The organism is Anoxybacillus sp. FSL W8-0104, assembly GCF_038004465.1.
In the GTDB taxonomy this organism is placed as follows: domain Bacteria; phylum Bacillota; class Bacilli; order Bacillales; family Anoxybacillaceae; genus Anoxybacillus; species Anoxybacillus flavithermus_G.
The window spans coordinates 306,294-318,011 of sequence record NZ_JBBOQU010000001.1 but is presented as its reverse complement, the minus strand read 5'-3'; the positions used below and the strand labels follow the sequence as shown (position 1 = coordinate 318,011).

General features: G+C 41.7%; 11 protein-coding genes and 3 pseudogenes. 5 read left to right on the top strand and 9 right to left on the bottom strand.

Features of this window, described 5'->3' with window-relative positions:
- Positions 1-172 precede the first annotated feature (172 nt).
- On the top strand, positions 173-1,621 hold the full coding sequence (gene tnpC / locus NST18_RS01750) for an IS66 family transposase (protein WP_088223283.1): 1,449 nt from the start codon (positions 173-175) through the stop codon (positions 1,619-1,621).
- Between the two features lie 53 nt (positions 1,622-1,674).
- Here the strand turns inward: tnpC (NST18_RS01750) and NST18_RS01745 are convergent, their stop codons facing one another.
- Positions 1,675-2,730 (bottom strand): restriction endonuclease subunit S, encoded by a 1,056-nt coding sequence (locus NST18_RS01745; protein WP_340721163.1) that lies wholly within the window; start codon positions 2,728-2,730, stop codon positions 1,675-1,677.
- Positions 2,727-3,569: pseudogene (locus NST18_RS01740) on the bottom strand (HsdM family class I SAM-dependent methyltransferase); the annotation flags it as partial. The gene NST18_RS01745 and the pseudogene NST18_RS01740, both read right to left, overlap by 4 nt.
- 90 nt (positions 3,570-3,659) lie before the next feature.
- On the opposite strand from NST18_RS01740, the gene tnpC (NST18_RS01735) reads away from it, so the two are divergent.
- Positions 3,660-5,108, top strand: coding sequence for an IS66 family transposase (tnpC, locus tag NST18_RS01735; RefSeq protein WP_088223283.1), 1,449 nt, complete (start codon positions 3,660-3,662; stop codon positions 5,106-5,108).
- 70 nt (positions 5,109-5,178) lie between these two features.
- On the opposite strand, the pseudogene NST18_RS01730 reads toward tnpC (NST18_RS01735), so the two are convergent.
- Positions 5,179-5,802, bottom strand: a pseudogene (locus NST18_RS01730) (type I restriction-modification system subunit M); the annotation flags it as partial.
- 314 nt (positions 5,803-6,116) lie between these two features.
- Here NST18_RS01730 and NST18_RS01725 point away from each other — a divergent pair.
- Positions 6,117-6,554, top strand: a pseudogene (locus NST18_RS01725) (IS66 family transposase); the annotation flags it as partial.
- Positions 6,555-6,987: 433 nt separating this feature from the next.
- On the opposite strand, the gene NST18_RS01720 reads toward NST18_RS01725, so the two are convergent.
- Entirely contained in the window at positions 6,988-7,290 is a 303-nt protein-coding gene (locus NST18_RS01720; protein WP_035018407.1) for a TIGR04104 family putative zinc finger protein, read from the bottom strand.
- A gap of 193 nt (positions 7,291-7,483) precedes the next feature.
- Here NST18_RS01720 and NST18_RS01715 point away from each other — a divergent pair, with 193 nt between their 5' ends.
- On the top strand, positions 7,484-7,720 hold the full coding sequence (locus NST18_RS01715; protein WP_035018406.1) for a hypothetical protein: 237 nt from the start codon (positions 7,484-7,486) through the stop codon (positions 7,718-7,720).
- Positions 7,701-7,853 (top strand): DUF4368 domain-containing protein, encoded by a 153-nt coding sequence (locus tag NST18_RS01710; RefSeq protein WP_080601115.1) that lies wholly within the window; start codon positions 7,701-7,703, stop codon positions 7,851-7,853. The genes NST18_RS01715 and NST18_RS01710 overlap by 20 nt, the downstream gene beginning before the upstream one ends.
- A 55-nt stretch (positions 7,854-7,908) precedes the next feature.
- Here the strand turns inward: NST18_RS01710 and rlmD are convergent, their stop codons facing one another.
- From rlmD to NST18_RS01685, 5 genes are all read right to left on the bottom strand, one after another.
- Positions 7,909-9,273 carry a 23S rRNA (uracil(1939)-C(5))-methyltransferase RlmD gene (gene rlmD / locus NST18_RS01705; protein ID WP_004888831.1) on the bottom strand — a complete coding sequence of 455 codons (1,365 nt, stop codon included), beginning with the start codon at positions 9,271-9,273 and terminating at the stop codon, positions 7,909-7,911.
- A 64-nt stretch (positions 9,274-9,337) separates the two neighbouring features.
- Positions 9,338-9,535: a LiaF transmembrane domain-containing protein gene (locus NST18_RS01700; protein ID WP_035018405.1), complete on the bottom strand. Its 198-nt coding sequence runs from the start codon at positions 9,533-9,535 to the stop codon at positions 9,338-9,340.
- Positions 9,532-10,602 (bottom strand): hypothetical protein, encoded by a 1,071-nt coding sequence (locus NST18_RS01695; RefSeq protein ID WP_064214460.1) that lies wholly within the window; start codon positions 10,600-10,602, stop codon positions 9,532-9,534. Before NST18_RS01695 ends, NST18_RS01700 begins: the two co-directional genes overlap by 4 nt.
- Positions 10,599-11,051, bottom strand: coding sequence for a hypothetical protein (locus tag NST18_RS01690; RefSeq protein WP_064214461.1), 453 nt, complete (start codon positions 11,049-11,051; stop codon positions 10,599-10,601). The genes NST18_RS01695 and NST18_RS01690 overlap by 4 nt, the downstream gene beginning before the upstream one ends.
- Complete coding sequence (locus tag NST18_RS01685; RefSeq protein WP_064214462.1) at positions 11,048-11,611, bottom strand: sigma-70 family RNA polymerase sigma factor; 564 nt, start codon at positions 11,609-11,611, stop codon at positions 11,048-11,050. The genes NST18_RS01690 and NST18_RS01685 overlap by 4 nt, the downstream gene beginning before the upstream one ends.
- Between the last annotated feature and the right edge of the window lie 107 nt (positions 11,612-11,718).

Below are 11,718 nucleotides of genomic sequence, written 5' to 3'. Positions count from 1 at the left end.
GCCCGTTGCATGAGGGAATTAAAGTTATCATTAAGCAATGATAAGCTATTCTGGAGTTTTTGTTTTTCATATTCTATTTTTGTAACTATTCAGCCACATCATAAAGTGAGCTGAATATTTTTTGCTTTTCCTGTCTATGATGTGAATATTGATAGACAAGGAGGTGAATCGCATGTTGACGGTACAACAAGCTGTATTTACAGTTGAAAGCTTAATCAGCAAAGTCCAACAACAAAAGCAGCTCATTACTCACCAACAACAAGTCATTGAGCAACTGTTGAAAGAAAACAAACAGCTACGCAAAGAAAATGAACAACTGAAGTACCGTGTTCAAGAGCTGGAAGCACGCACGAAAAAAAACAGCTCCAATAGCCATTTGCCCCCATCTTCTGACCGTTTTGCCAACACACGTTCTTCTCGTCAACCATCTGGCAACAAGCCAGGCGGACAAGAAGGACATCAAGGAACGACGCTCCGTCAAGTGGAACATCCACATCATCGTGTCGTCCACCGTGTGCATACGTGTCAAGGATGTGGGGTTTCTTTGCGTGACGTCAAACCGTTCAAAGTCGATATCCGTCAAGTGTTTGATGTCCCTCCTGTGGCGATCGAGGTGACACAACATGAACGTGAAGTGAAATCGTGTCCGCATTGTCGATGCGTGCAACAAGCCGAATTCCCATCCCATGTCACGAATCATGTGCAATACGGTCCACGCCTTACTGCGCTCGTTGTTTATTTACATCATATCCAATTGATCCCGTACAAGCGTTTAAGTGATACAATCGAAGCGTTATATCAACACTCGATTAGTACAGGAACCCTTGCCAATATGGTGAAACGAGGACGCGAAGCGCTGGAATCAAATATGGACATCATCGAAGACGCCTTACTTGAATCCAACATCCTGCATGTCGATGAAACGAGTTTGCGCATCAATGGGAAACTCGCATGGGTGCATGTCGCGTGTACATCGAGATATACATACTTGGCTTCTCACGCTTCTCGTGGAAAGAAAGCAACGGATGAGATCGGGATTCTTCCACAATACAAAGGGACGATGATGCACGATGGGTTCGGTACGTATCCGAAATACACACATGCCACCCATGCCCTTTGTCATGCCCACCATTTGCGTGAGTTAAAAGGATTCATCGAACAAGGGCATACGTGGGCGATGCGCATGACCACGTTTCTGTTAGCCGCCAAGCAAGCCGTCGAAGCCCATCACGGTGCACTTTCCGAAGAAGAAGCGAGACGGTGGGAACGAGTGTATGATCGCATCCTAGAAAGAGCACAACATCGATTGGAAACGATGACACCTCTTCCGAAAAAAGCACTCGCTTTTGTTCGACGGCTTCAGAAACGAAAGGAAGAAGCGTTGCGTTTCTTACGTGAAGTACATGTTCCCTTTGACAACAACCAAGCCGAACGCGATCTTCGCATGGTTAAAGTCAAAGAGAACATTTCGGGTACGTTTCGCGTAGAAACATTCGCCCAGTCTTTTTGTATCACAAGAAGCATCGTTTCCACACTGACGAAACACGAAAAAAACGTGTGGGATTCGTTATGTCTTCTGTTGACGGGTGACACGCTTGATCGCGTTCTTTCTACCACTTAGGGCATTTTCTATTACGGGGATGCCCTATTTGTGTTGCGCTTCTTTACATACTACTATCGGAGTGAATAGTTACCTATTTTTTTTAGTATTTGAAGAAATTGATTTTGTATTTGTACTGGTGGAACAATGATACTACATTCCATTATTCCAGACTGACTAATAGTAGTCATAGTGGAAGTCTTTGAATGCTTAATTATCTGATTCCTAAAAAATTTTGTCTCACTTAATACCTGAAAGAATTCCGGTAAAACCTCGTCTGAAAGAGTGATTTTTATAATATGACATTCAAATATAATATTTTCGTCTTTAGGAAATTCAGGAACATAAGCTGCTTTTCCTATTCCGTCAACATTTAGAGAAGAGCGACAAAAAAGTATATCACCGTATTTTACTTGATATTTTTTTATGTCCTCTTCCGTAGCAACTACTTTTTTTAGTCCATGTATGTTAGCTGAACGTTTGTTAATGAAATCACTTATCCAAATTATCTTAGCATTCCCTTTATCAGAATACTGCTCATTCTTTGCAAAAAAGCCGTTAATAGGTTTATTTTTTATCACCTCTTTTATCTTTTTTACCCTCCATTTTTTAGGATTTATCCAAGGATCCCCAAACATCTCCAAAAACACACTTTGCGTTAACTGGTCTAACGCTTCAATTTGAGCTTTTCGTTTATCGATGAGTTCTTGGGCTTTTTCAAGTACTTTTACAATTTTATTTTGCTTTTCAATATTCGGTAACGGAATTTTAGCGTCAGTCAAGTAATTTAATTTAATGTATTTTATAACCCCACCTATTGACATTTGTCTTAATTTTGACACGTACAACTGCATAAAGTAATAAAGGTACTTTACATTTAAAATATTTTTATCAATCGACTCTATAATATAAGTTCTTTGGTAAGCATCAAATTTACCATTGTAATATTTAACGTTTAAATCACCATTACCAGCAACTAAAACGCATTCACAGTCATAAGAATAAGTATCAATTTTTAATGTTTCTCTCGAGCAAGTAAAAAATGGATACTTACCTTCCGGATTGCTAGCATTTGCATCTAATTTTCCTGTCCTAATATTAACAAGTGAACCTAGGGATACTTTTCTCACTTTATTAAGTCCTCCAGTTCTCCTAAACCTTTCAATATATCATTTTCTAATTCTTTTATTCTTTTAATTATTACACTTGGCGCTTCATACTCCACTTCTTCATACTCAATCTCTTTATATTTGTTAATCGAAAGGTCATAGTCGTTTTCACGAATTTCTTCCACCGGTACAAAGAACGATTGCTCTGTCCGTTTCCGTTCTTTTTCTGCTTCACGGTTATGGAAGCGCGCAATCATGTCCGGGATATCGTTTTCTTCAATCGGGGTGCGCTTGTCGTCCAATGAATAGCCATCGGCTTTCATATCATAGAACCATACTTGATCCGTACCGCCGACTCCCGTTTTCGTAAAAATCATAATCGCTGTCGATACGCCCGCGTATGGTTTAAACACACCGCTCGGCATGGAAATAATTGCTTCTAATTTATGATTTTCCACAATCTCTTTGCGGATATCTTTATGCGCTTTCGAACTTCCGAATAATACCCCGTCCGGCACGATGCACGCGCAACGTCCGCCTGTTTTTAAAATGCGTAAGAATAACGCCAAAAATAAAAGCTCGGTTTTCTTTGTCTTTGTAATTTTTAACAGGTCGCTTGAAACGGCTTCGTAATCCAAGGAGCCTTTAAACGGCGGATTGGCAAGGACAAGAGTGTATTTGTCCTTATCTTTGTTTTGTTCCGACAAGGAGTCGCGATATTCGATATTCGGATTTTCAATGCCGTGAAGCATCATGTTCATCGCGCCAATCCGCAGCATCGTGCGGTCCATATCAAAGCCATAGAACATATGGTTATTAAAATGTTCTTTTAAACTTTGCACTAAAAATAAGTCACTGCGTAACTATTCAGCCACATCATAAAGTGAGCTGAATATTTTTTGCTTTTCCTGTCTATGATGTGAATATTGATAGACAAGGAGGTGAATCGCATGTTGACGGTACAACAAGCTGTATTTACAGTTGAAAGCTTAATCAGCAAAGTCCAACAACAAAAGCAGCTCATTACTCACCAACAACAAGTCATTGAGCAACTGTTGAAAGAAAACAAACAGCTACGCAAAGAAAATGAACAACTGAAGTACCGTGTTCAAGAGCTGGAAGCACGCACGAAAAAAAACAGCTCCAATAGCCATTTGCCCCCATCTTCTGACCGTTTTGCCAACACACGTTCTTCTCGTCAACCATCTGGCAACAAGCCAGGCGGACAAGAAGGACATCAAGGAACGACGCTCCGTCAAGTGGAACATCCACATCATCGTGTCGTCCACCGTGTGCATACGTGTCAAGGATGTGGGGTTTCTTTGCGTGACGTCAAACCGTTCAAAGTCGATATCCGTCAAGTGTTTGATGTCCCTCCTGTGGCGATCGAGGTGACACAACATGAACGTGAAGTGAAATCGTGTCCGCATTGTCGATGCGTGCAACAAGCCGAATTCCCATCCCATGTCACGAATCATGTGCAATACGGTCCACGCCTTACTGCGCTCGTTGTTTATTTACATCATATCCAATTGATCCCGTACAAGCGTTTAAGTGATACAATCGAAGCGTTATATCAACACTCGATTAGTACAGGAACCCTTGCCAATATGGTGAAACGAGGACGCGAAGCGCTGGAATCAAATATGGACATCATCGAAGACGCCTTACTTGAATCCAACATCCTGCATGTCGATGAAACGAGTTTGCGCATCAATGGGAAACTCGCATGGGTGCATGTCGCGTGTACATCGAGATATACATACTTGGCTTCTCACGCTTCTCGTGGAAAGAAAGCAACGGATGAGATCGGGATTCTTCCACAATACAAAGGGACGATGATGCACGATGGGTTCGGTACGTATCCGAAATACACACATGCCACCCATGCCCTTTGTCATGCCCACCATTTGCGTGAGTTAAAAGGATTCATCGAACAAGGGCATACGTGGGCGATGCGCATGACCACGTTTCTGTTAGCCGCCAAGCAAGCCGTCGAAGCCCATCACGGTGCACTTTCCGAAGAAGAAGCGAGACGGTGGGAACGAGTGTATGATCGCATCCTAGAAAGAGCACAACATCGATTGGAAACGATGACACCTCTTCCGAAAAAAGCACTCGCTTTTGTTCGACGGCTTCAGAAACGAAAGGAAGAAGCGTTGCGTTTCTTACGTGAAGTACATGTTCCCTTTGACAACAACCAAGCCGAACGCGATCTTCGCATGGTTAAAGTCAAAGAGAACATTTCGGGTACGTTTCGCGTAGAAACATTCGCCCAGTCTTTTTGTATCACAAGAAGCATCGTTTCCACACTGACGAAACACGAAAAAAACGTGTGGGATTCGTTATGTCTTCTGTTGACGGGTGACACGCTTGATCGCGTTCTTTCTACCACTTAGGGCATTTTCTATTACGGGGATGCCCTATTTGTGTTGCGCTTCTTTACATACTACTATCGGAGTGAATAGTTACGTCACTGCGATATTTGCGCAAATATTCTCCTGCCGCTACTAAAAACCCCGCGGAACCTGCGGCCGGGTCGACAATAATATCTTCCGGTGTTGGTTTTACTAACTCTACCATCATGTCGATGATATGACGAGGTGTGCGGAATTGGCCGTTTGTGCCTGCCGTCGCGATTTTTGATAATAAATATTCGTATAAATCCCCTTTTGTATCGCGATCTTTCATCGGGATATTATCGATACCATCCACAATTTTTGTGAGCATTTGCGGCGTAGGAATCATAAAAATCGCATCGCCCATATATTTGGCGTAGGCAGAATCTTTATTGTCATGAAGATTTTTAATAAATGGGAATACTTCATTAGAAACGATTTCGTACATTTGAGTAGCTTCTAAGTTTTTAAACTTGCTCCAGCGCAAGTGCTGCTTATCTTCAGGAAAGATTCGTTCAAAATCAATACCTAACAGAGCAGCCTCTTGTTCATTTTTCGTTTCCACTTCATCAAGACCTTTAATAAACAAAAGGTATGTAAACTGCTCAATAACCGTCAGCGGGTTCGTAATTCCGCCTGTCCAAAACGTTTCCCATATTTTATCGACTTTGTTCTTTAATTCTCCTGTAATCATATATCTGCCTCCTTATTATTTCCAAACTTAATTATACATAGTTTTATCGGAGTTAGAAACTTTGATTTCTCTGGATTCAATCAACTGTTAAAAAAGGGAAAATCTCTTTGTATGAAGGGTTATCCTTGTTTTCCTCACAATCACATGCCAAACCCGCCTCTTGATAGGCTTTCATCAGTATTTTGGATTGTTTCGATGTACGGCATGCCCTTTCAGCCCAATCCTTGTCTCTCGTTCTCTGCTACTCCCGCTCCCATTCTCCCTTACAATCAGGACATTGCCATCGAATGACCCGGTCTGCCTCCAGACCGGATATGCCGATTTTTCTGCTAGCCGCCAAGCAAGCCGTTGAAGCCCATCACGGTGCACTTTCCGAGGAAGAAGCGAGACGGTTGGAACGTGCGTATGATCGTATTCTAGAAAGAGCACAACACCGATTGGAAGCGAAGACGCCTCTTCCGAAAAAAGCACTCGCTTTTGTTCGACGCCTTCAAAAACGAAAGGAAGAAGCGCTGCGTTTCTTACGTGAAGTACATGTTCCCTTTGACAACAACCAAGCCGAACGCGATCTTCGCATGGTTAAAGTCAAATGGAACATCTCGGGTACATTTCGCGAAGAAACATTCGCCCAGTCTTTTTGTATCACAAGGAGCATCGTTTTCACACTGACGAAGCACGAAAAAAATGTGTGGGATTCGTTATGTCTTCTGTTGACGGGTGACACACTCGATCGTGTTCTTTCTACCACTTAGGGCATTTTCTATCACGGGAATGCCCTATTTATGTTGCGATTCTTTACATACTACTATCGGGGTGAATAGTTACTCGGATTTTATGGTGGAAAGTCATTCTATAATTCTATTTTAGAATGTCTCTGTTAAATTTTATTGTTTGTTGATTTAGGAACATGAAGATAAGCTACTGTATTCAGAACTGTTTTTGGCAATTAAAAAATGTATGAAATGGCAAATAAGGATATTCAATAATTTGTATAAAATTGCATACCTTTTGTCGCTTGACATGGAGCCTCTGCAGGCATGCTTTCTGGCAAAGAGGGCAAGCCACAGGACTATGCCGAGCATACAAGCCTATCATACCCGCCACTCCATGTAAAGCGGAGGATATGCAATAATTTATGCATACGCTTAACTGCCAAACACTACAATTCTTAATTGCCATTAACATTCAGAACAGAGCCTCTTCTTTGTTTGTCACCTCGACAAGAAATGGTACGGCCAATACGACTAAGAGAGCATAAACAATTAATGTGATAACAGAGATTGTTGTTGGAATCTGGAATGAAATCAAAATCACAAACAAGATAGGTACACTTGCCGTTACGAGAAACAATTTCTTTTTCGATTTAGCGGTAAAAAATAGTTGTTGCTTGCAATTTGGGCATCGCAACGGGTCTCTCTTGACAAGCATCGTCTGCTTAAATACCTCTATCCACAAAAGTTTGCGGTTACAATTTACACATGAAGGCATATTTCATCCCCCTCCTACAAAAGATTTTTACATCTATATTTACAAATACCATTTTTATTAATAATTACATGTTACATTACTTTTTTCCTTCTTTAATTAAACTGTTCATTAGTGAAAAAAAGTTTTGGCTTAAAAACAATTATAAATATATGTCCACCACATAATCCGAAGAGCCAAGAGTATTGCGCAACAGATGGATCTGGATGGCCTTATCGACCGAGTGATAAAGCAGCTAGAATCTGATACAAAAAATAATACAAACCGTTTAAGCCAAGTTGAGCAAAATATTGAAAAGCTCAAAAAGCAGAAAGTGCAGTTAACCTCATTGCTTGCAGATAACAGTATTGATATTGAAGAATACCGCTTAACAATTGAAGAAATCAATAAAAAAATTAATGATTTGATGTCCGATGAAAAAACTAAAAAATGAATTAAAAGAATATATACATTTCAATAAATTAACCCCTGAGATGCTTCACCGTTTGGTTGATCGAATCGAAATAAAAGAAGATGGTTCACCGAAAATTTATTATCGGTTTGCAAATGATTTTTTAAATGAATAAAGGATATAGGAAAAGCCCGTTTCATTGATTTTTAGAAACGAGCTTTTCCAAATATTTATTTTTTTATAAGCAACGCGCAACACTCCACATGATTCGTATGCGGAAACATGTCGACCGGCTGCACTTCGAGTGTCTTATACCCGCCGTCTTCGAGGATGCGCAAGTCACGAGCGAGTGTGGCCGGGTTGCAGGATACGTACACCACCCGCTTTGGCTTCATGGCGATAATCGTTTGCAATAACGATTCGTCGCAGCCTTTGCGCGGCGGGTCAACGACGATGCAGTCAGCTTCGATGCCTTGTTCGTACCATTTCGGAATGACGACTTCCGCTTCACCGACGGCAAATTCGGCGTTGTCGATGCCGTTCAGCTTCGCGTTGCGTTTAGCGTCCTCAATCGCTTCTGGAACGACTTCGACACCGTACACTTTTTTTGCTTTTTTCGCCAGGAAAAGAGAAATTGTTCCAATGCCGCAGTAAGCGTCAATGACGGTTTCTTCACCTGTTAACTCCGCATATTCGAGCGCCTTTTCATACAGCACTTTCGTCTGTTCCGGGTTCACTTGATAGAAGGAACGGGCCGAGATCGCGAATTGAATGTCACCGATGTAATCGTAAATGTATTCAGCTCCCCACAGTACTTTCGTCTCGTCACCCATAATGACATTTGTCCGTTTCGGATTGATGTTTTGAATAATGGACTTCACATTTGGTACCGTTTCAATAATTTCTTGAACGATTTTCTTTTTATGCGGCAACTCCTCGGTGCGTGTAATCAAAACGACCATCACTTCTTTCGTCGTTGCCCCGTAGCGAGCCATTATGTGACGGAGAGTACCTTTATGCGTTTGTTCGTTGTAGGCTGGGATGTTATACTTCTCACAAATTTGTTTGACCGTTTGCACGACGATATCGTTCATTTCTTGCTGGATCAAACAGGTGTCCATATCGATAATGTCGTGGCTTCTTTCTTTGTAAAAACCTGCGACAAGTCCGCCTTCGCGCTCACCGACGGGCACTTGCGCCTTATTGCGATAGCGCCACGGATTGCTCATGCCAAGCACAGGATGAACAATGACATCTTCAATTTTCCCGATGCGAGCAAGCACTTCTTTTACATGTTTATGTTTCGCTTTCAATTGCCCTTCATAGCTAAGGTGCTGCAGCTGGCAGCCCCCGCATTGCTTATAAACCGCACACGGTGCCTCTACGCGATCTGCGCTTGGCTCATATAATTCAATTAAACGACCGTAGCCGTAGCCTTTTTTTACTTTAATGACTTTAATTTTCGCTTTCTCTCCTGGGAGCCCGTTCGCGACAAAAATCGGAAAGCCATCGATTTTTGCCACGCCTGCACCGTCGTGTGTTAAGTCTTCAAATACGACATCGTAATATTCGTTTTTTGCCACTGGTGCTTCCATGTTTCTTTCTCCTTCCGCAAAATGCTGTCAAGATTTTAGCATAATCGAACAAAAAAGAACAGGATTACTCCCCTGCTCTCATTTGTTCTGCTTTTTCCTTTGGTACAAATACTTCAACGCCAAGCAACACTAAGAGAAACGGCCACCAGCTCGCAAAAATGTCTGCAGCTCCCATTCCTTCCCATTGAGAAATAAACAACACGATGCCAAGCAAAATAAGAGAGGCTCCCATTGACACCGTCCCAACGCGCCATTTTCTCATTTCGTCCCCTCCTTCTTCTCTTTACTGCCTAAAAGCAGCTTGAAGCCGCCACCAATTAACAAAATGCAAACGATCGTTGTTTGGAAAAATTGATTGTACCAGTAATAAATATCGATTTGTAATAGCTTTGATAGATGCGAAGCAAATGCTGGAAGCAGGATGCTGTCAAGCAAATAATAAAGACCTAACAACAATAATCCGAATCCAACCCATCTTTGATGATTGATAAAGTAGGAAACGATCGGCTGATCCTCAAGCTCTTCTTTGCCATACTTCGACGCCTTCTGCAATGCGTCAAAAAAGCTGTAAAACCAAATGAGCGGAATAAGGAAGAAAAAGGCAGACAGTCTTAACACATCCATCACATAAATCGCCAGCAAAAAGGCGGCCATTAACTGCAAGCCTCTGCGCTGTAATCCTAGGTACATATGACCCGCACCCGGAAAAATCGAAAGGAGAGTCGCAAGTGTTTTGCTTTTCCTTCCATCCTCGCGTTTCGCTTCAAAATCTTCGAAAATCGTTCGATCGACCAGTGACTCGCCGTTTTGTTTTCGATTGAGCTGTTGAACAACATCAAACATGTTGTAAATCCAAACGATCGGCAAAATTCCTAAAAAAACTAAGAAACTGCCTTCATGCAGCAATACCGTTACAAAAAATATCATGATCATAAGCCCAAAGAAGCTGATTAATAACGTTAACCCTCGGTTCATCAAGCCGAGCCGGAAATGCCCGAGCCCGGGAATGAAGGAAAGAAGAATCGTGTAAAACTTCTCGTTGTCCTGATTTGCCTGTAAAACCTCTCCTTGGACAAGTGTATGCTCCGGCTGTCTTTTGATGAGTGTAAGAATCATATCTAAAATACTGACCAACCAAATCAATAAAGAAAAGAGGACGATCGCCAGCGGTTCACTATTATGTGTCAAAAAGACAAGACCGACCGCGAGCACAATCGGCGCAAAAAAGGAAAAGCTATAAAACACTCCCCTTGCTTTTTTATTTAAATAAAAATGCCCAACACCAGGGATAAATGATAAAAAGAACGCAACTAACGAATTTTTGTTCATCGATTATTCACTTCCTCCTTTTGATTTACCTTTAGCCAATCGAGAAATGATAATGTTTTATCCATCCATTGTTCCGTATAGGCCGGCCTGTTTTCTGATAAATCTGTTCCAACAACGCCGACATTTGTGACTAATTGAAAAATTCCCGAAGACATAAACCCAATCGTAATCGCAGCGGCAATTCCGTAATGAAGCAATTTTTGCTTCGTCTGTGTCTGCTTCGTACGCTTTGGCTTTTTATATTGTTCAACTTGTGCAAGGATGACATCGGCTGAAACAGCTTCATCGGAAGGATTCGGCAAGTCGGAAGCATTTTCTTCAATGAGCTCCATATATACCGCTAAGCATTGATCACAACTATAAAGGTGGCTCTCCATTTCCTCTCTTTTTTCCTCTGGCAGTACATCACAAATGAACTGCCGCCATTCTTCGTTCGTGTAATGACTCATTGAAAATCCTCCTCCCTCCAATGCTTTCTTAGCCAGCTGCGTGCTCTGTAAAGCTTTGTCTCGACCGTTTTCACTTCGACATTTTGTTCTTTCGCAATTTGTTGATACGATTTTTCATCTATGTAATAGGCGTAAATAACATCTCGATAGTTAAGCGGAATTTCCTCAAGACGTTGGCGGATTCGCTCTCGCTCCTCTTTTTTCATAACCGAAACCTCAACCCTTTCATCGGCTTCGGCCTCAATGGATTCCATTACTTCTTCAAGCTGCCGCTGCATTTTCCGCTTGACATCAATCGCGTAGTTCACAGCAATGCGCGTCATCCATGTTTTAAAGCCTTGTGACTGATATCGGGGGAGTGAAAGATAAATCCGCACAAATACTTCCTGCGTAACATCCTCGGCATCTTTTTCGTTGCGAATAATCGAGTACACCGTTTTAAATAAATAATTGCGGTATTTCTCGATTAACAGGCGAAATGCATGCTCGTCTCCTTTCCTTGCTTTCGCGATTAATGCTTCGTCCTGAATCTCACTCTCCCCCTTTCTATCTGTCTTCACTTATATAGACGAAATCATTAGCCGTTTGCCCTACACTTTTTTGTAATTTTTTTCGTGTCAATTTTTGTGAAATAAAAAAACGCCTAGGAAACAGGCGCTCCATCTTT

What these genes read in the sequence shown, in the direction of transcription:
- NST18_RS01715 (WP_035018406.1), top strand. Translation starts at nt 7,484, where the DNA reads ATGGATCTGGATGGCCTTATCGACCGAGTGATAAAGCAGCTAGAATCT.
- rlmD (WP_004888831.1), bottom strand. Translation starts at nt 9,273, where the DNA reads ATGGAAGCACCAGTGGCAAAAAACGAATATTACGATGTCGTATTTGAA.
- NST18_RS01720 (WP_035018407.1), bottom strand. Translation starts at nt 7,290, where the DNA reads ATGCCTTCATGTGTAAATTGTAACCGCAAACTTTTGTGGATAGAGGTA.
- NST18_RS01700 (WP_035018405.1), bottom strand. Translation starts at nt 9,535, where the DNA reads ATGAGAAAATGGCGCGTTGGGACGGTGTCAATGGGAGCCTCTCTTATT.
- NST18_RS01690 (WP_064214461.1), bottom strand. Translation starts at nt 11,051, where the DNA reads ATGAGTCATTACACGAACGAAGAATGGCGGCAGTTCATTTGTGATGTA.
- tnpC (WP_088223283.1), top strand. Translation starts at nt 3,660, where the DNA reads ATGTTGACGGTACAACAAGCTGTATTTACAGTTGAAAGCTTAATCAGC.
- NST18_RS01695 (WP_064214460.1), bottom strand. Translation starts at nt 10,602, where the DNA reads ATGAACAAAAATTCGTTAGTTGCGTTCTTTTTATCATTTATCCCTGGT.
- tnpC (WP_088223283.1), top strand. Translation starts at nt 173, where the DNA reads ATGTTGACGGTACAACAAGCTGTATTTACAGTTGAAAGCTTAATCAGC.
- NST18_RS01710 (WP_080601115.1), top strand. Translation starts at nt 7,701, where the DNA reads ATGAAAAAACTAAAAAATGAATTAAAAGAATATATACATTTCAATAAA.